The 19102-nt window shown below is 37.5% G+C and carries 21 protein-coding genes; all 21 read left to right on the top strand.

The features are described from left to right. The first annotated feature begins 51 nt into the window (after positions 1–51). The 21 genes from CWM22_12930 (at position 52) to CWM22_12830 (ending at position 19059) form a co-directional block, all read left to right on the top strand. Positions 52–462 carry an XRE family transcriptional regulator gene (locus CWM22_12930; GenBank protein AUC92731.1) on the top strand — a complete coding sequence of 137 codons (411 nt, stop codon included), beginning with the start codon at positions 52–54 and terminating at the stop codon, positions 460–462. Between the two features lie 91 nt (positions 463–553). Next, positions 554–3040 (top strand): hypothetical protein, encoded by a 2487-nt coding sequence (locus tag CWM22_12925; protein AUC92730.1) that lies wholly within the window; start codon positions 554–556, stop codon positions 3038–3040. Positions 3041–3132: 92 nt separating this feature from the next. Beyond that, entirely contained in the window at positions 3133–6702 is a 3570-nt protein-coding gene (locus CWM22_12920) for a cell surface protein (protein ID AUC92729.1), read from the top strand. 65 nt (positions 6703–6767) lie between these two features. Beyond that, positions 6768–7067, top strand: a complete 300-nt coding sequence (locus CWM22_12915) for a hypothetical protein (GenBank protein AUC92728.1) — start codon at positions 6768–6770, stop codon at positions 7065–7067. A 27-nt stretch (positions 7068–7094) separates the two neighbouring features. Then, the gene (locus tag CWM22_12910; GenBank protein AUC92727.1) at positions 7095–7556 is read left to right on the top strand and encodes a hypothetical protein; all 462 of its coding nucleotides are present in this window, start codon (positions 7095–7097) and stop codon (positions 7554–7556) included. 19 nt (positions 7557–7575) lie between these two features. Next, a complete protein-coding gene (locus CWM22_12905) occupies positions 7576–9255 on the top strand; it encodes a cell division protein FtsK (GenBank protein ID AUC92726.1) in 1680 nt (559 codons plus the stop codon). Between the two features lie 241 nt (positions 9256–9496). Then, positions 9497–10738, top strand: coding sequence for a Cro/Cl family transcriptional regulator (locus tag CWM22_12900; GenBank protein ID AUC92725.1), 1242 nt, complete (start codon positions 9497–9499; stop codon positions 10736–10738). A 20-nt stretch (positions 10739–10758) separates the two neighbouring features. Further along, entirely contained in the window at positions 10759–11937 is a 1179-nt protein-coding gene (locus CWM22_12895; protein AUC92724.1) for a DNA (cytosine-5-)-methyltransferase, read from the top strand. A gap of 14 nt (positions 11938–11951) precedes the next feature. After that, positions 11952–12296 carry a hypothetical protein gene (locus CWM22_12890; protein ID AUC92723.1) on the top strand — a complete coding sequence of 115 codons (345 nt, stop codon included), beginning with the start codon at positions 11952–11954 and terminating at the stop codon, positions 12294–12296. A gap of 8 nt (positions 12297–12304) precedes the next feature. Continuing rightward, entirely contained in the window at positions 12305–12682 is a 378-nt protein-coding gene (locus tag CWM22_12885; GenBank protein ID AUC92722.1) for a hypothetical protein, read from the top strand. A 13-nt stretch (positions 12683–12695) separates the two neighbouring features. Continuing rightward, positions 12696–12893, top strand: a complete 198-nt coding sequence (locus CWM22_12880; GenBank protein ID AUC92721.1) for a hypothetical protein — start codon at positions 12696–12698, stop codon at positions 12891–12893. Positions 12894–12899: 6 nt separating this feature from the next. Then, complete coding sequence (locus CWM22_12875) at positions 12900–13172, top strand: hypothetical protein (protein ID AUC92720.1); 273 nt, start codon at positions 12900–12902, stop codon at positions 13170–13172. Positions 13173–13231: 59 nt separating this feature from the next. Next, complete coding sequence (locus tag CWM22_12870) at positions 13232–13714, top strand: antirestriction protein (GenBank protein AUC92719.1); 483 nt, start codon at positions 13232–13234, stop codon at positions 13712–13714. A gap of 14 nt (positions 13715–13728) precedes the next feature. Next, a complete protein-coding gene (locus CWM22_12865; protein ID AUC92718.1) occupies positions 13729–13968 on the top strand; it encodes a hypothetical protein in 240 nt (79 codons plus the stop codon). 14 nt (positions 13969–13982) lie between these two features. Beyond that, positions 13983–14198 (top strand): hypothetical protein, encoded by a 216-nt coding sequence (locus CWM22_12860; GenBank protein AUC92717.1) that lies wholly within the window; start codon positions 13983–13985, stop codon positions 14196–14198. A gap of 3 nt (positions 14199–14201) precedes the next feature. Then, a complete protein-coding gene (locus CWM22_12855; GenBank protein AUC92716.1) occupies positions 14202–14690 on the top strand; it encodes a hypothetical protein in 489 nt (162 codons plus the stop codon). After that, on the top strand, positions 14680–14937 hold the full coding sequence (locus tag CWM22_12850; GenBank protein ID AUC92715.1) for a hypothetical protein: 258 nt from the start codon (positions 14680–14682) through the stop codon (positions 14935–14937). The genes CWM22_12855 and CWM22_12850 overlap by 11 nt, the downstream gene beginning before the upstream one ends. 11 nt (positions 14938–14948) lie before the next feature. Next, entirely contained in the window at positions 14949–15887 is a 939-nt protein-coding gene (locus CWM22_12845; protein ID AUC92714.1) for a hypothetical protein, read from the top strand. Between the two features lie 10 nt (positions 15888–15897). Continuing rightward, positions 15898–16107, top strand: coding sequence for a hypothetical protein (locus CWM22_12840; protein AUC92713.1), 210 nt, complete (start codon positions 15898–15900; stop codon positions 16105–16107). Between the two features lie 13 nt (positions 16108–16120). Next, entirely contained in the window at positions 16121–16525 is a 405-nt protein-coding gene (locus CWM22_12835; protein ID AUC92712.1) for a conjugal transfer protein, read from the top strand. Continuing rightward, positions 16522–19059: a conjugal transfer protein gene (locus tag CWM22_12830; protein AUC92711.1), complete on the top strand. Its 2538-nt coding sequence runs from the start codon at positions 16522–16524 to the stop codon at positions 19057–19059. Before CWM22_12835 ends, CWM22_12830 begins: the two co-directional genes overlap by 4 nt. Positions 19060–19102 lie beyond the last annotated feature (43 nt).

The following is a 19102-nucleotide window of genomic DNA, read 5'->3' as shown; positions in this document are numbered from 1 at the left end:
GCCAAAATAATGGAAATAATTAAAAATGCTTAAATAGAAAGGAATTAAAATATGTTAGGGGAAAGATTAAGATCCTTACGTGTTGATAATGGAAAAACCAAGGAGGAATTATCCATTTATTTAAACATGACAGTCGATGCATACAGTAGATATGAAACAGGTAAACGTCAACCAGGTATAGATGGTTTAATTAAATTATCCATATTCTATAGAGTTAGCTTAGATTATCTCTTAGGTCGTGATGATATTAAAATGCCTGTTTTTGACCGTGAAAATGTTGTATCTTATAGAGATTTGGTTGAATTAGGAGTAAATTCTAAGTTAGCTCATGGGCTCGTATCGCAGATTGATAGTTTAAAACCATTTGAAGAACGTATTCGTCGTTCTGTAGATGATAAGACAAAGTTTGTCACCAAGGGAGAGGTAAAGACTTTATTAAAAACTTTGATTAATTTAATGTAATTATAAATAAAGACATATCTCTAACAAACACTTGACAAATATAATAAAAACAATCATAATTTATATGTAAAAAAATAAAAGGAGTTAGGTTGTGAAAAAGAAAATTCAAAGGTTAAGTAGTATTGCTACAGTTTTTGTTAGTGCAGGGATGATAACCAATGTCCATGCAGAAGAAGTACCACAAGCAACTGAACCAAAACCAATTGCGGAAACAAGCGCAAGCCAACAAGCTACAGTCACAGAAACCGACGTGGCAACCACTAAAGCTGAACTTGATAAAGCTAATCAAACTGTAACAGCACAAGAAGAAGTTGTGAACCAATCTCAAAAAGACGTTGATACAGCTAAAGAAACAGTCAATCAAGCTCAAACCGAGCTAGTAGAGAGTGCCGAGTTGGCAGAACAAGCTACACCAGAAAATATCTCTAAGGCAAAAGCATCGATTAAAAATGCAGAAGCTACCGTTACGGAAACTAGTCAAAACCTAGAAGACAAAAACCAAGCAGAAGCGGATAGCCAACAAGCTGTCAAAGACCAGAAGACTGTTGTATCAACTGCTCAGGCAGATGTCAACGAGAAGACACAAGCTGTCACAGAAGCACAAACAGATGTCGATACTGCCCAAGCTATCCTAGATGGTACAGGTCAGGCAGAAATTGTCGCTAAAGCTGAACAAGCTGAAAAACAACTAACAGAAGCCAAACAAGCTCTAACTACAGCTCAAACAGAATTGACTACTGCTAAACTGGCAGATGAAAACCGTCAAACAGCTATCGAAGAAGCTAACCAAGCTCTTACTCAGGCAAATCAAACACTTGATGTCAAAACACAGCTAGCCAACGTGGCTATAGCACAGGCTGAGGAAACAGCTAAGCAACTTGTCACAGCTCAAACTGCCTTTCAAGAAGCAGAAAACGAGAAAAATGGTATCAATACCATCACACTCAGTCCTGAATACATCGCTGCTCTGAAAGAGTACGGAAAGACCTACAGTAAATCTGCGAAAGAAAAACTCGAGAACCTTATCGCTGATTTGCGCAATCAAAATACCTTTAAGACAAACCCAAATGATAGTCAGGAGCTACTTGATACCAACAACCTTTCAGAAGCAGTGCGCACAGAATTGTCTCTCTTCGCCTCTGACTTAATCAACCAGATTCGTCAATTAGTTGGCACAAAGCAGACAGTCGTTACTCCGGGAGCGCTACAATTGGCGGATGCAACAACAGACGGTTATGTGGCAGATAACTGGTCTTGGAAGGATGCAGGTCATGATAAACAAGCTATCCATCAAGCTGCGGAAACACTAGGTTTGAAAACAGGTGGTCAGTATTACGAAAATCTGTTCACGGTCAGTCAACCAAATCCCACAATGACCCTCTCTCAAGCAAAAGCTATGATCCATAGAGGTCTACTTGATTTTATGATTGGTGGTGTTGAATACCTACACGCATTATCTATCTCTGGATTGTCAAATGACATAATCTATTTTGGAGTAGATATTTCCTCTCGACAAGATGCCTCCTCTGTCCATTTCTTAACAGTTGCGGATGCACATATCCAAGCAGACTCCACGTTTGACAAAACAGTTATTGAAAATCTTCATACAAGTGACCAAATCTTGGCCAATTATCGTCAAGCTCAAGGAAGTCTTACCCAAGCGACTACCGCAAATAATCAAGCTCAGGAAGCTAAAACAAAGGCTCTTAACGAACAGACAGCTGTACAAGCACAAGTAGCTACTGCTCAATCAAGACTGGCAACTGCCAATACAGTGCCAATCTTGACACCAAAAGCTGAAACTAACCTTGTATTGGCCCAAGAAGCCGTTCAAAAGGCTGAAGCAGAACACAAAGAAGCACAGACAAACCTAGCTAACCTCCAAGCAGACGTCAAGGTGAAACAAGCGAATCTAGCGAAAGCCAAACAAACCTTAGCTCAAAAGCAAGCTATCTTAGACAAATTCAAAGAACAATTGTCTATTGAACGAGAAAAGCTGGCACGATTACAATCGGACTTAGAAACAGCTCACACAAATGTAGTGGCTGCTCAAACCCAACTCTCTACAGCTCAATCGAAACTGAAGGAAGCGCAAGCCTATCTCGTCAAGCTAGAAGAAGCTCCTGCTCGACTAGAAAACGCTAAAGCTCGTCTCTTACAGGCTACGAATAGCCTACAGGCCAAAGAGGTTATCTTGACAGAAGCGCTTGAAACCCTAGCTGGATTGAAACAGGAAGAAGCGAAAGCATTGAATCACTACCAAACTGTCTTATCCGCTTATCAAGCCGTCCTAGAAGCCCAGCGTCAAGTAGAGTTAGCTAAACAGTATGAGACTATTATCCGTGAAGGTGGTCAACCAGTTCCAGTTGTGGATGAAACAGGTCGTATTACAGGCTATGTGTCAGAAGTTCCTGAAGTACAAGCCTTGGTAGTTAAAACAACACAAAAAATTATATCGCCTAAGCTGACAAATTCAAGTTTACCAAGTACAGGTGAGCAATCAACTGTTTTACTACGAATGTTAGGCTTGGTTGGTCTATTAGGTTTAGCGACAGCACATCGTAAGAAAAAATATTAATATCGTTTATTCAAGTCATGATTCGTCATGACTTTTTTATTTGACCGGAATGTCATTAAACTAAGAAAAAAAGAAAGCAAAGGAGATATAAAATGTATCAAAAAATAACAACAGTTAATGGGCACGGATTCTTCCGCAAGTCGAAAGCCTACGGACTTGTATGTGGGATTGCCCTCTTTGGCGCAATGGTTACTACATCTGTTAGTGCAGAAGAAATCGTAACCGAAACAACTCCAGCAGTTGAGGTGGTTAATCCCAATCCTGCCACCAACCTTGAAACGGTCCAAGAAACTCCATCGGCTGAGAGTCTAGCGACGCAAGCAGAAGCCGGTCAGAAGACAGGTGAGCTGACAAGTCCTGTAATGTCTACTGAGTTAGACCAGATTGTGACAGATGCTAAAGAAGCAGGTGTTACAGTCACAGAAGAAAGTAAACCTGCAGTCTACGATAACCTAGACCAAGCTCAGGCAGATCTAGCTAAACAAGCTGAAGCTGTGAAAGAAGCTACTGTCAAACAAGAAGACAATACAGAAGCTATCAAGAAAGCAGAAGACCACAATGCGGAAATCGACCGCAAAAACAAGGAAGAAGCAGAGCGTATCGCTCGTGAAAATGCGGAAATCGATGCCCGAAACAAGGCAGCTCAAGAAAAGGCAGATAAAATCAATAGCGAACGCAAGACTCAGGTCATTGAAAATGAAAAAGCTCGTCAAGAAGCCATCGCTTATAACAAGGCAGAAGTAGAGCGAGTAGAGCGGGAATACAAAGAAGCTCTTGCGGAGTGGGAAAAGACTAAAGCAACCACAGGTGTCAATGACCCAGAATATATCAAGGCCAAAGCAGAATACGATAAAGCAAAAGCATTGTACGATATTCAACTAGCTAACTATATCAAAGAGAAAGCTAAATATGAAGCTGAATTAGCTGAGATGCAAGCTAAAACAAAAGAAGAAGGTCATCTTAGTGAAGCGGTGGGTCAGAGTCTTATTTATCGTTCTGAGCCAAATGTAACAATCGGAAGTATCGATGGTGTTACAAAGTATGTAAACTCTGAAAAACGTAAAGAAGTTAGTAATGCAAATCGTAATCTTGTTCACACGGTATCTAGTTACTCGGAAGGAGATTATGTAGGCACTGTAGATTATTCAAATGGAACAACATTTCTTCTTGCAGTTGGGCAGACCGCAACGGTAACGTATGTAGGGGATTTTTCTGGAACAGCTAACGGAGAAAAGATTACAAAGGTTGTTGCACGTTATACAGTTGTTTCATCAGAACAAGGAGCATCTATTGTGACTGTCTCCAAAGATCCGACTGAAACAGTCATCTTTGGTTCAGATGCAACACAAGGATTTGTAGGTTTTGGCGATGAACTACGTATAGAAAAAACTTTTTATACTGCTTCTGGTAAGGTAGTCGCAACAAAAGAAAATCCGATTATCTTTTCTATTTCATCAATGAACTCACTAGGAGAGGACGGCTACTTTGAGTATGTCAAGGACTTAAGTGCAAATATGCGTTTTGTTCCGATTACTGGCAGTCAAGTCCAAAACCATAATGGTTATATTTATGCTAGTACATCTATTGATACGATTGCTCCATATAGTGGTCACGATAGTATTGATTCACCTGTACGCTACTATGGTTCAGGTGCTATTGTTTCGGAAAGTGGAGATACATTTGGTTTGACAGTTGGAGCATCTAAGCATCAAACAGGTCATTGGTTCGCAATGAATACAAATGTTGCTGCTTCAATTTTGGAGAAAAAAGATATTCCAGAACCTGAAAAGCCAACTCCACCAGAACCAAAACCGGATGATACTCCAAAACCAGAGCCAGGTACACCAAACACCAAAGAAGTACCACCGCTTGAAAAGTTTATCCCAGTGACGGTGACGCTTGAGCCACCTAAGAAACCAAACTTCTTGCCTCATATTCCTGTACCTGAGAAAGAAACCTATGAAGCAACAGTCCATCCAGTTATTGTGAAACAAACTCCAGCTAATATCAAAGCTGTAGTGAATGAAGATGGTGTCGATGTCAATGGTAAACTTGTTCCAAAAGGCTCGACTCAAACATGGGTGCTGACAAACAGTCCACTAGTCGCAGGTCGTGAAGTGGTCATTAGTTATACCATGCTTGATCCACTCCCAGCAAGCTTTGAGATTGACCGTGAAGCGACAGAAGCGAAAAACACAGCTTGGACTATCAGCTATGATGAAAACGGTAAGGCAACTGTACTAGCTACACAAGCAACGCTTGACTACCTTAATGCTAAACGTGACCAAGATGTGACGATTCCACTAGCCTATTTCGTTGGTCGTCCAGTTAATGATGGCGGTACATACAAGAATACCTTTACAACCTTAATTGCCACACCTAAAGGCGAATACAAGGTTGTTTCAAATATTCCTGTTATCTATACGCCAGGAAATGACCCAGAAACACCACGTCCACCACACACACCTGGAGGAGAAAATCCAACTCCAGACGACAACTTGATTCAACCGAAGAAAGATGTAGTTGATGAGAAAGGAAACTCTATCAACGGTCAATCTGTCCTACCAAATACTGTCCTAAACTATGTGGCAGAACAAGACTTTGACCAGTATAAGGGGATTGTGGCTTCTAAACATGCGATTGGAAAAGGTTTCCTGTACGTAGATGACTACCTAGATGAAGCGATTGACGGAACTTCCTTAGTGGTCAACTCTATCACAGCCGCTAACGGAGATGATGTCCGTGAACTGTTTGATATGATTCACGTTCTTTCGAAAGACAGCCTAGATGAAAAACTCCAAGCTCTTATCCAAGACTCCGGTATTAGCCCGGTAGGTGAGTTCTATCTCTGGGTGGCTAAAGACCCAGAAGCCTTTTACAAGGCCTATGTCCAACAAGGCTTGGATATTACCCGCAACTTGTCATTCAAGATTAAACAAGACTTTGTAGGTACAATTACCAACCAAACACACCAGGTAGATTTTGGCAATGGCTACTACGGTAACATCGTCACAAACGAAGTACCACAACTCGTCGTCCATAAGGATGTGCTGGATAAGGACGGTAAGTCTGTTAATAATGGTACTGTCCAAATTGGCGACTTGGTGACTTACAAGCTAGAAGGTTGGGTGATTCCAGCTGGACGTGGCTACGATATTAAAGAGTATCGCTTTGTGGACCTTCTCCAACACAGCCACGATGGTTACCAATCATTTGTGATTGAAGCTAAGGTAGACTTTACGCTACCAGATGGAACAATTATCAAGAAAGGTGATGACTTATCATCATATACAGAAACAGTCTACAATGCCCAAACAGGCAAATTTGAGACTCGTTTCAAGGAAGCGTTCTTGGCGCAAATTACACGTGATCAGGCATTTGGTGCGGATGGCTATATCACAGTGAAACGGATTGCCTCAGGCGAGGTTGTCAATGAGTATACGCTCTATGTCAACGGGAACCCTGTTATCTCAAACAAGGTTGTGACGAACACACCTGAGCCACCAAAACCAGAAACTCCAAAACCACAAGCACCGGCAAAAGTAGAGAAAGCTCAATTGCCTAACACAGGTGATGCGGCATCTTACAGCTTGTCACTTGCAGGTGTAGTAACCTTGTTTGCGAGCCTGGTTGGATTCCGTAAGAAAAAAGAAATTGATTAAAACATTAGAACGCTGCTAAACCTGGTCATGTTTTCAAACTGACCAATTTTTATAAAAGAGGTAAAATGAATATGAAATTTGAACAATTAGTGTTGAAGAAGGGTGCTATTAAGAATTTACTGTATGTAGGAATTAAAGAACAAATGGATCATTTTGATGGTGAAAAAGGTACTTTTACACGTCATGAGTTGATTGCAGATGGACAACCGTTCTTTCATGTTATTACAAAGGGTTCTGCGGATAAAATTTCACCATTTACTAAAGTTGAAATTATTGGTGGAAAGCTAGTTATTGATGCAGTACACGCTCAAAATATGACTCCAGCTTTGAATATTAAAGCTGAAAGCATTGTAGTTGTTAAGTAGTATAGAGAAAAAGTGAGGTAATTTTAAATGGCAGTTAAAGGTATTGGATTGAATTTAGGAGAACGTCTTACACTTGCAGGTAAAAAGTATGAAATTTTGAATGATATTGTTGATGTTCAGGCATCTATCGGAAAAGTACGTTTTTTGAGTATCGGTGATCCTGTAATTGGTACTGAGCAAGTGGAAGAAAACGGTCGTATTATTGAACATACAACAGGAGAAATTGTTGGTCATTCTGTTAACTTTATGTTTGAATCAGATGATTCGGAAGCAGATTCTGTGACGATTCTTGAAATGTCACGTGTTGATATTGAGGAATTAGGTTTGAAGCCAGGTGATTATTTTGAATTGGTTGATCCAGTTATCACAATTTCACGTATGCCACGTGGCAATTCTAATATGAAGTTGTTTGCAGGTTCTTTGAAAAAGGCAGGGCAACCACAACCAGATCAACCTAAAAAGCAAGAACAACATAACGAACAAAAATAGTAGCAGGGGGTAGTCAATAGTGGGTATATTTACATATCGAGGTTGGCGTGTTCGCCCCTTTCATCAACATATTAAGGCGATAACATTTTCTATGATGTTATTGCCTTTTTTAATTTGTTTGGGAGTATATGGCTATTTTGAGTATCAAGACATAATGCTAGAGCCAGTTTTATATGGATCTGTTATTAGTATTGTCTTACTTGTACTTTTATTAGTGATTTTTATTATAAATCGGTATTTATATGAACACACCGTATTTTTTGGTCGTCTGGATAATTTGAGAGTATTATCAAATTTTTTGGTACAGAATGGATATAGTTACGTTAAGAAAAGTGGAGATACTCAAAAAATAAGATTGCCAAAAGTTTACATAATGAGAGATAAACATGGTTTATCAGCGACTTTTATTTTACAAGGTAATAAGTTCCAAGACAAATTTTTAAATGTTAGCAAAGACCTGGAAACAATGTTTGATGGCGATTTTATAGATAAGACCTTTACAAAAGGTTTTGTGACTTTTACAGTTGCTTTTGGACGGATTGAGGGTCGTATTCATGTAAATGATGTAAAAGTTACTGATAAGGGTATTCGTCTGATGGATAATATTTATTGGAACTTTGACGAACATCCGCATTTGTTGCTATCTGGTGGTACTGGAGGTGGTAAAACAGTATTTTTGATGTCATTAATTAAAGCGTTGGCAGAGTATGGTTACGTTGATATTTGTGATCCAAAAAAGTCAGATTTTACAGGGTTGAAAGATATTCCTGTTTTTCATAAGCGAGTATTCTTTGAAAAAAAAGATATGATAGCTTGTTTGAAAGAGAATGTAGATTTTATGGATAAACGTTATCAAGCCATGACGAATCATCCTGATTTTAGTCCTGGGAAACGATATAGTGCCTATGGCTTTAAACCTAAGTTTATAGTATTCGACGAATGGGCTGCATTTATGGCTAGTTTAGATAATGATTATAAGTCTTTGAGTTTAGTTCAGGAATATTTAACACAGATTATATTAAAAGGTCGTCAAGCAGGTGTATTTTTTATTTTGGGTCTACAAAGACCAGATGGAGAATATATCAAAACATCCTTACGTGATAACTTTATGAAACGAGTTTCAGTAGGTCATTTAGAAGATACTGGTTACACGATGATGTACGGTGATGCCAATAGAAATAAAGAGTTCAAGAAGATTGATAAAATCAATGGGAAAAAAGTCCATGGTCGAGGATATATTGCAAATGGTGGTGAAATTGCCAGGGAGTTCTTTAGTCCTTTTGTGCCATTTGACGAAGGTTTTTCTTTTATTGAACTGTTTCAATCAATGCCAGTTATTCCATTTGAAGGTAAGGAGTTTGAAGTTTTTAAAGGAACAATTGTAGATCCTGAGCAAGCAGATCATAATGATAGTGTTTTAGATGAATTGTTAGATGAGGTTGATGTTGAAAGTGAGGAAAAAGAAATGCGTAGTCTAAAAGAATTTTCAGATGAAAAGGGTTATGATATCAAGGCTTTGAGAAAAATTATTGATATTTTACGATCGGAAAGAGGATTTGAATTTGAAAAGAATGAAAATGGCTTAGTTCTAACTGATTTTCATGAAGTAGTGTTAGAAGGTGTCATTGGGAAGTTTAATGAAGGCCAGGCAAGCTATAAGAAGGCTGTTGAGGTATATTTTGAAGGAGAAAATCAGTAGGTCTCACGAGGGCAAGAGCGAGGGCAAGGACTGCGGAGCAGTCCGAAGCCCGAAGCTTGAAGCCTGAGTTGAAGACTTGCTGATTTTCGATATCAACCCCCTAATTCTAATAGGGGGGTAAAGAAAGACGAAAACCGTCAGAAAAACCTCCGAAATGCCAGGCAGGTAGCGGAGTTAGAAGATTTTGAAAGTGTACACTTTTTGCCAAAAAAACGTACACCTAAAATAATAAGGCAGATACATGGTAAAGGATAGAGTAGTAAATGGTCGATACTTGAAAAAATTTAGAAAAGAGCGTATTGGTGTCAGTCAAAATGACTTTGCGTCAATGGTGGGCTTATCAGTCAACACCATAAAATCATACGAATCGAATAGAAGGATGTTAACGACTGAGAAATTCTTAGAGATGAAAGAGCAATTGGGTTATTTGAATAATGAGTCGAATCGCTTAGAAGTCCTAATTGATTATGTGAGAATTACGTTTATGGATGTGAGGGATTTAGAGTACTTTGTTGAACGTTATTTGTATTGTCCTTTGTCAGAATTTGAGTCGAACGAAACAAGGTTGATGATGTACACTTATCTTTGGAAGCGAGGAGATATTTGGATATTTGATTATGCAGATAAGTCCAGGACGGATAATTACCAGATGACTTTGCAACTATCAGGAAAAGGTTGTAGGCAGATGGAATTGATTATGGAACGTGAGGGGATAACCTGGTGTGAGTTTTTTCAAAAAATGCTGTTTGAACGTAAGGATATGCGAGTGCGACGGTTAGATATTGCGATGGACGAACTTTATCAGGGCATTGATAAAGAACATGAACAAGTCAAACTGTCAGATTTAATTCGTAAGTTGTATAGTAAGGAACTTTATTATGAAAAAATGAAAACCTGGAATGCAGTTGACGGTGGCAAGTTAGATGGTAGTGCTAATCAAGGGCTTTCGCTATATTTCGGTAGCAGGCAATCCAACATGTATTTTAACTTTTACGAAAAACGGTATGAGCTAGCAAGAAGAGAAGGTATGACTGTTTCTGAGTCCTTGGGAGTGTTTGGTGTATGGAACCGTTATGAAATACGTCTAGCACGTGAGAAAGCTGAAGCTGTTGTAGAAGAATTTACAGGAGGAGTTGATTTGGCAGAGATTGCACGTGGTTTAATAAACAGTCGCTTAGAAGTGTTTGATGGGACTAACGAATACGGTGGTTATGTGCCAGATGAAAAATGGCAGAAGTTGTTTGGTGGTGTTGAGCCTTTAACTTTATCGGTCAGACCAGAACCATACGATATTGAATCTACGGTCAAGTGGTTGATTTACCAGGTATCGAATAGCTTATTGTTGGTTGATGAAGCGGATAAGATTTTGAATACTCAATATTTGCAGATGATATTAAGTGCAGGAGAATTGACAGACAAGGCTAAGGCAACTTTGGAAGCACTAGCGTATTCCAATAGAGATTATCAGCAGGTCAATTTTTAGGAGGAGATGGAGGAAACGTATTGAAATTTCTTGACCTATTTGCTGGCATTGGTGGTTTCCGTCTTGGTATGGAACGTGCCGGTCACGAATGTGTCGGTTTTTGCGAGATAGACCAATTCGCCAGAAAGAGCTACAAAGCAATTCACAACACAGAAGGAGAACTTGAATTTCATGACATTACAAGAGTCACAGATGAGTCTGTTCGAGGAATCGGACGTGTGGACGTTGTCTGTGGAGGATTTCCGTGCCAGGCTTTCAGCATTGCTGGAAAGCGAGCAGGATTTGAGGATACTAGAGGGACTTTATTCTTTGAGATTGCTAGGTTCGCATCTATTCTCAGACCTAAATATCTATTCCTTGAAAACGTCACAGGATTGCTCAATCACGACAACGGAAATACATTCGAGACCATCCTCGGAGCATTGGATGAATTGGGGTATGATGCGGAATGGCAAGTGTTCAACAGCAAGAATTTTGGAGTCCCCCAAAACAGAGAGCGGGTGTTTATTATCGGACATCTTAGAGGAGCAGGTGGACGAGAGGTTTTTCCTTTCGGAAGAGGCGACAAGGAAATTGGTAGCCTACAAGGACAATCAACAAATACCATTACCGCTAGGTACGGAGAAGCACAAGGGAGTGGGTCGTACATTATTGAGGGTCAACAGCCGAAAATTATCCAACGAGGCCACGGCTACAATCAAGGTGGAGAACACGATACAGCACCTACATTAACTAGCAATAGCTGGCAGGAAAATAACTTGTTAGCCATCAAAGAGGCAACTACCAAAGGTTATTCTGAGGCAACGGTTGGTGATTCTATCAATCTGTCACATCCCAATTCTGCCACACGACGGGGACGTGTTGGGAAGCAGATGGCGAATACTCTCTTGACAGGCGAGGAGCAGGGTGTTGTTGTGTATGATTTTTACAACCGAAAAACCAAAGACGAGGTTGGCACACTCACTGCCAGTGGCCATCAGGGGAATACCAAAGCAGGGACATTCGGCATATTAGATGGTATCCGCATCCGCAAACTGACACCTCGCGAGTGTTGGAGGTTGCAAGGTTTTCCAGATTGGGCGTTTGATAGAGCCCAGGCAGTAAACAGTAATAGTCAACTATACAAGCAAGCTGGCAACTCGGTCACGGTTAATGTGATTGAGGAGATAGCAAAGAGATTGGAGGAAACAGATGAATAAAATGGAGGAATAGTATGAAAGAGACATTTGATAGAATGATAGATTTGGAAATATTGGAAAATCGTCAGCGTTCTATACGGTTCAGTGAAAGTCAAGTAAAAGTTTTAGAGTCTTTGTCTAGAAAGTCAAAAATGAGCTTTTCTGCTGTTGTAAGGGTCGTTTTAAGAGTGTTTTTGGATAACGAGGAAGAAATACAAAAGACTCATATACAAAAGAAAATGAGCGAGAGGGAATCTACTATATTACATCCTATACGGATTTATGCTTATCAAGGGAAGAGGTTAACAGAATTGTCTAAACAGACTGGTTTGTCAGTAAGTTATATCATTCGATACATGATTGATGAAATACTACAGTGAATTGAAATATGAATACTATTGAACAATATCTTGTGAGGAATTTAGATAACATTGACTTGATTGTTGAGCAAGTCATTTTTTTATTGCCGGATTCCTACTTTTACAAGCCAGAAATTAATCAAGGCGAGCTAATGGAGTTGAGATATGATCTTGATTCGTATAGAGCGAAGTTGAATTTTTGGGCTTTTAAGAATGATAGGGGTATCCAACATAGATATGCTGAAGCTTTGGCAAAATATAATGAGCAATTATCGATTCTAGCAAGTGAAAAACGTAAAGCGTTGAATGATGAGTTGTTGCAGGAAACATTGGAAGTTAAATGTGCTTGTATGATGAATTTGATTCGGCAGTATCGTTTATTAAAAAGATTAAGAACTTATTATTGAAAGGAGAACTAACTTGTTTATTACCTATGAGCAATTTCAGAAAATGTTAGTTGATGCAGTTTATTTAGTTTTTTTAGACTGTTTTAATCCGATGCTTGTTAAGCGATGGAAATGTTTTGTGCTAATATTCTCTGAAGTACATATTAGAAGCCCAACTATATTAAAGATGATAGAAGCAAAAATAACAAATAACAAGAAAGAAAAAAGGTAAAGAATAATGGCAAATAATCGTACAGACGCAGATAAGAAGTTGTTGGCAGTATCTCAGGAATTGTCCCAGGCATTGACTAGTCATAAATATGATGATGCGTGGACAAAGGCTGGTGAATTGAATGGTTTGCTTAAAAATCGTGATGAGTATACATTGCCAGGTTACATGCTAGATATGATTGCTAAGCATCTGAAAGATTTCTATTGGCAAAATAATCAAGTCAACAAAGCTCATAAGGCTATGTCGACAATCGGTCATAAATTAGAAGAATTTAAGTAAGAATGATTGAGAGGTAGGATTAAACCTACCTTTTTTGCTTTTGATAAGGAGAAATTGATATGGAATTGATTTGTACGTTTCGTGATGTGAAACGTTGGGCGACTGTGACAGTTGATTGTCCGATTAGCTATGAGGAACTAAAATCTCGTATGGGCTTAAATGACAGTCAAGAGCTGGAATATATTGTTATTGATTCTACTAATGACTTGGTGGGAGAAAATGACTCTCTTGATCTGATCAACAAATTTGCAGAAATGGTCGAAGATGTAGATGATGATTTGGTACTTGCAGTCAATGAGATGTTAGGATATCATGCAAAAGAATTTGTTCGTGAAGGTGAAGATTTCTTTGATAAATGCATTCTTTTGCCGGAAGTGAACTCTCAACGTGATTTAGGTCATCATTATGTTGATGATATTGGTATATCTAATCTATCTAAAGATACTTTGGAGTCGTATTTTGATTATGAAGCATACGGACGAGACCTTGATATTAATAATCAAGGTGGATTTAGTTCGTATGGATATTTAGAAGTTCAATAGAGAGGTGTAGTTAAATGGCTGTGAAATTATATCAAAGAGACTATGCTCGTTCAGATGAGAAATGCTTCTATTCAATGGATAGGAACCATGAAACGTTGCGTGAGTTAACCTATGCTGAAATGTGTTCTGAAATGCAAAAGGATTTGGAAGAAATGGTTGATGCAGAATTTCTGGAAAAAGGGACTGCATTTGACCTGGTAGGGGATATTCCTGCTTACAATGAAGTTGCAGAAGAATACATTCGTTCATTTTAGATGGGTAATGAAATATGGCAGATATTTTGATTAAAAATCCTTCTAATGGTCAGAGAGCTTGGTTTAAGTTGCCATTATACTTCGGTCAATTGAGTAGGATTGGTCATTCTTGTTCTTATGATGATGAGGTCGAGATTTTGAAAATAAACGGAAATGTTTTATTATCTGAAGGAAGAGCAACTTTATATGATTTAGATGAAGCGAATCGACTTTTAGAGAGGATTGATTAAATAATGTTGGTAAAAGTTCGTTTCCATGACAAAGGCATTGGGCATACTTTACCAAAATTGATTGATTTAGCACGATTCAGTGAAGAAGATATTCGCCAACGTATGGTCGAGTACGGACATGATTATCATTCTACATTGATAATTGTTCGTATAGATGATTGGGCTGTTGATTGCAACATATCCTTGCCAGAAGCATATCGTTTATTGAAATTGGTAAATGATGTTTATGAAGGAGATGCATATTTGGTAAGCTACTTGTTAAAAAAACGAGTAGCTTTTTCTGAAATATTGTCTAATCGGTATACATTTCTATCAAAGGATGAAGTAGAGACCATGTCAAAGGTTGCTGATTATTATGATAGTGATGTATTGGTAAAAATCTTCTTTCAGACAAAATCTTGGGTTAATTTTATGTATGCCTTTATTGATCGTGGAGATTTATTAAATACAAGTAGAGGTTTTTATTGGAGAGTAGATAAAGATGCAAGTTGAAATGTTAGTTCCAGATACGGGTTTACTATCGGCTAAGGTATGCAAATTTGTTTCAATATATTTGGAAGAGAATAAGCAAATGTTAGAAAAACTTTCTGTTGGCAGTATGATGCGAACTCATAGAGTTTTTGAAAATGAGAATGAACGATTTGAGTGCCTATTCTGTTATTTCAAAAAAGGAACCTTTAGTCTTTCACGAATAGAGGTCTTTATTAATGGTAATTATGTTGCAAATGTTTTTAAGTAGTAAGGAGAGAAATGGAGACAAAAAAGAAAAAAATCTCTTTTAATTTTTTGCCTGTGCGAAAGAAAAAAGAGAAGTTGGAAGTGAAAATGATAAGTCAGAAACGAATGGATAGTTATTTTCTATTTGGACTGATGGCTATTTTAGTGATTGTTCCGCTGGTGCTATATTTGGGTATTAGTAATTCTATAAGGAAAGATGAAATTGTTACTCCTATTGCAGTTGAACAAGTAAAAACGGATGATGTAGATTATCGTTTACATGCTTTTTTAGAAAGTTATATCTTAGCATATTTTTCAGTTAGCGAGGATACCACCAAACAATTGGAACAGGCAGAAGAATTAGCAAAGTTCTATAATTCAGAGCCAGAAGTACGAACACAGGGTCAGTCAAAACTTCCGACAACATTGGTGCAGTCAAAATTAATGGAAATAAAAGATAATATTGCAGTTTACCGTGTTACTTATGAAACAGGTTCGGATAATAAACAACGTGTGACAGTTTTGTTCGGTGTTCCTTACGGTGGTAAGGATGGTCAATATTATGTTTCAGGTTTACCGTTTTTTCAAGCTGTTAATGATTTGAAAGCCCGTGAAGTAAGTAAGGAAGCGGTATTAGTTTTAGCAGATGCCGATGATGTGACTGATGAAGATAGAGAAACACTTACGTCATTCATTAATCTATTCTTTAATAACTATACTACCAGTCAGGAGAACTTAGATGTTATTTCCAAAGGAGTCAAATCCGTTAATGGGGAAATTTTTAAGTCACTTGATTATACATATTTTAAAATTGGTACTGATGGAAATATTATGGCTTATGTTCAAGCAACGTTTGAGATTGCAGGAACAACTCATAGTGAGAATTTTACATTTTATATTAAAGAAAAAGATGATGGAAGCTTTTTTGTAGAAAAGTTGGAACATGTGATTCCAGTGAACTATAGTAAATAGGAGAAGATAAATGAAGGCATTGTTTGATTGGTTTGTGACGGATGTTGCTGTATGGATTATTGCAGGTTTTGCATCATGGAAAGCTATTAATGCAGTTAAAGAACAAAAAATTGGGAATGCAGTGATGGCAATCTTGTTAGGTGGAGCTGCTTATTATTTTGTGAAGAACCCAACAACAGTATTCGATTGGGTTGCTAATATTTTTGGCCGTGCTTTTTAAGAAAGGATAGGATATGAAAGAAACAGAAAAGCGTGAAGATAAGAAACTGTATTCTTATAAACAAGCTTTGAGTCAGCCATATTGGATTCAGAAATTTAATGATGACTTTTCATTGAAACAACCAATCAAATTTTCAAGAGTTGTATATTTCATTCTGATTTTTGGGTTATTGTGGATATTGCTTGATAAACTGTTTTCATCATTTCCTATAGGTTTGAGAGGGATAGGCATTACAATGTTATCATTAAATGCCTCTGCCTTTCTATCTGAGATGGTATTAGATGGGAAAAGTGTAGTTATCTATATAAAAGATTATCTATTGTTCTATTTTAATCACGGTCAAAAATCGAAAAGTCAGTATATAAATAAGGGACAGGTTTACACTAAACCTATTCCAAGAAAGATGGGTGAGAAATGAGTCTATTAACAACAATTGGTGTTGATGATCAAGTTAGACAGTCAGCAATTTGGGATATTCATGATAACCTTATTTTAAAAAAGGATGGTAGTGTTTCAGCAATTTATCGTATACCATCTAAAGTTATTAATTCGGTTGATGATGAAGCAAAAGAAGATTTTAAACAATTGGTATTTTCAGCTTTGTCAAATTTACGTACTTATAATGATTTCAATATACGTATGATACCAGTTAATCAGGAATTGTTGAGTAAGTTTTATAAATTATCATTGGATATTGATTGGGAAAGTCCAATAAATGAATTAGCTGATGAAGTTTTAAATAGCATGGTGTATAACTTAAAATCATCACTTAGAGAGGTGTTTGAATATAAGTATTATTTAGTAGTACCATTGAAGTCAATACATGTATCGGTGGATTTAAAATCAGTACTGAATCAATCTTATCAAACGGTTAGAAATAAAGCTTTGTCATATTTTGGATTTGGAGAAGCTTTGCCTGTTAATTGGTATGATAAGTATAAAAATCAAAAAGAAGTGCTGGATAATGCAGTAAGCTTGCTAGAAGCACGACCTCTTGATACTGAAGAGAATATCTTTATCAATCGACTTCAATATTTGCGTGGAATGGAATATGAGAAGGATTTTGAAATAGAAATGGTAGAATCATCCATTGAAAATCTTGATGACGTAAATGTTGAGTTTGAGCATGTGAATGTGATGAAATTGAGTAACTTTGATAAGGCATCTTATATAGCTATGTTGCCATTGGATAAATTGCCAGAAAACGTGTCTTATATCCATTTACAAGAAGAAATTCAAACCTTGCCATTTCCAGTAGAGGTAAGTTATTTGACTCAGTTCAGTTTACCTAAAGGAGTTTTCAGTTTACTTGGTAAGGCTACCAGGGCTCGTCAACGATTGAAAAATACAATGGAAGAAGCCGACGAAACTGACACCGTTCAAAAGACTTCTGTTATCCGTAGTCGCTTCCTTTTAGAAGATATTCAGGAACGATTTGATGAAGACGAGCCTATGGTTTCGTATCTCAATACTTTGATTATTACAGGGGAATCTATTGAGGATATAAAGTCGCGATTTGAAATTTTATCAAGTCATTTGAATCAGATGGGAATAGGTGTTGTTCGTGCGAATGCAGATCAATTATATTTGTTTTATAAGAATATGATTGGAAATGTACTAGATACTGCAGATAAAAACTTTATACAGTCAATGACATTGGAGGCATTTTGTGAGAACCTCTTTTTTATTACTCGAAAAGTAGGGACTGATGTAGGTTTTTATATTGGACGTGTAGATAATCAAATTGCATCGTGGCAGGGAGATTATCAAACAGCTATTCAATCTAGCAACAATCCTGTTTATACAAACTTATTACAAGCAAATAAGTTAAAGGTAGATGGTAAAGTTACTAATAATCCTCATGTTGCAATTATTGGGGAGACAGGAACTGGGAAATCGTTTCTGACAAAGTTATTATTTACGTATCATTCTATGTTAAAATCAAAGATTTTATATATAGACCCAAAAGCTGAAATGCGAAAACAATACCAGAAAGTACTTGAAAAACATAGGGACAATAAAACGAATGAAAGTTTGCAACGCTATATTGAGTCAATTGATTTTGTGACTTTGGATGCTAAAAATCCGGAAAATTATGGTGTATTAGATCCTATTGTATTTTTGACAGGAGCGGAAGCCGTTGACTTGGCTGATTCAATGATTGATAGCTTACTTGGAAAAGATAACAATCCAATCGTTCAAGCTGGATATTTAGAGTCTATTGATAAAATCATGAAGAAACGTGCAGAAGGTCAAAAGGTCGGAATGCAACATGTTTTTGAAGATATGCAGTCTGAAAGTCAAGAACAAGAAACACGTAACGCAGGAAAGTTGCTAGAGCGTATTGTAAAGAACTCGATTCTTTCATTATGCTTTTCTGATGGTCAAAATGATTCTATTAGTCTAGATAATAAGGTCACTATCTTAGAAATTACTGGATTGGACTTACCTAAAGCAGGCACCAATCATGAATTGACTAAGACTCAACAAAAATCATTGACGGTCATGTATGCACTTGGTTATTTCTGCAAACGATTTGGCGAAAGGGATAAGTCAGAAGAGACTATCTTATTTTTTGATGAAGCCTGGTTTTTCAATTCTACTTCAGTGGGTCGTTCTATTCTGATGGAATTGAAACGTATTGGACGCTCATTCAATAACTTCATGGTTTATATCACTCAATCTGTGCATGATTTAGCGACGACGGATGATTCAACAGGATTCGGTACAGTTTTTGCATTTTTGGAAAAAACAGAAATTGATGCTGTTTTGGATTACTTAAAGATTGTAAAAACGAAAGAGACACGTTCTTGGATAGGGAACATGACGACAGGTCAATGTATCTATTTCGATACCTTTGGACGGAAAGAACGTATCACGGTTGATGGTATGTTTCCTGAGATTGCAGAACTCTTTGATACTGTTGAAACTAAACTTCAGTCAGTTGCATAGAGTCTAGTGGTAAAAAGTCAATAGAAAGTTGATTAATTTTTAG

The organism is Streptococcus suis, assembly GCA_002831545.1.
Taxonomy (GTDB): Bacteria; Bacillota; Bacilli; order Lactobacillales; family Streptococcaceae; genus Streptococcus; species Streptococcus suis_P.
This window is presented reverse-complemented; position numbering and strand designations above follow the sequence as displayed.

Bases quoted from the DNA above. Each gene is read 5' to 3' on its own strand.
- CWM22_12930 (AUC92731.1), top strand. From the start codon at position 52: ATGTTAGGGGAAAGATTAAGATCCTTACGTGTTGATAATGGAAAAACC.
- CWM22_12920 (AUC92729.1), top strand. From the start codon at position 3,133: ATGTATCAAAAAATAACAACAGTTAATGGGCACGGATTCTTCCGCAAG.
- CWM22_12915 (AUC92728.1), top strand. From the start codon at position 6,768: ATGAATATGAAATTTGAACAATTAGTGTTGAAGAAGGGTGCTATTAAG.
- CWM22_12910 (AUC92727.1), top strand. From the start codon at position 7,095: ATGGCAGTTAAAGGTATTGGATTGAATTTAGGAGAACGTCTTACACTT.
- CWM22_12900 (AUC92725.1), top strand. From the start codon at position 9,497: ATGGTAAAGGATAGAGTAGTAAATGGTCGATACTTGAAAAAATTTAGA.
- CWM22_12890 (AUC92723.1), top strand. From the start codon at position 11,952: ATGAAAGAGACATTTGATAGAATGATAGATTTGGAAATATTGGAAAAT.
- CWM22_12885 (AUC92722.1), top strand. From the start codon at position 12,305: ATGAATACTATTGAACAATATCTTGTGAGGAATTTAGATAACATTGAC.
- CWM22_12875 (AUC92720.1), top strand. From the start codon at position 12,900: ATGGCAAATAATCGTACAGACGCAGATAAGAAGTTGTTGGCAGTATCT.
- CWM22_12870 (AUC92719.1), top strand. From the start codon at position 13,232: ATGGAATTGATTTGTACGTTTCGTGATGTGAAACGTTGGGCGACTGTG.
- CWM22_12865 (AUC92718.1), top strand. From the start codon at position 13,729: ATGGCTGTGAAATTATATCAAAGAGACTATGCTCGTTCAGATGAGAAA.
- CWM22_12860 (AUC92717.1), top strand. From the start codon at position 13,983: ATGGCAGATATTTTGATTAAAAATCCTTCTAATGGTCAGAGAGCTTGG.
- CWM22_12855 (AUC92716.1), top strand. From the start codon at position 14,202: ATGTTGGTAAAAGTTCGTTTCCATGACAAAGGCATTGGGCATACTTTA.
- CWM22_12850 (AUC92715.1), top strand. From the start codon at position 14,680: ATGCAAGTTGAAATGTTAGTTCCAGATACGGGTTTACTATCGGCTAAG.
- CWM22_12845 (AUC92714.1), top strand. From the start codon at position 14,949: ATGGAGACAAAAAAGAAAAAAATCTCTTTTAATTTTTTGCCTGTGCGA.
- CWM22_12840 (AUC92713.1), top strand. From the start codon at position 15,898: ATGAAGGCATTGTTTGATTGGTTTGTGACGGATGTTGCTGTATGGATT.
- CWM22_12835 (AUC92712.1), top strand. From the start codon at position 16,121: ATGAAAGAAACAGAAAAGCGTGAAGATAAGAAACTGTATTCTTATAAA.
- CWM22_12830 (AUC92711.1), top strand. From the start codon at position 16,522: ATGAGTCTATTAACAACAATTGGTGTTGATGATCAAGTTAGACAGTCA.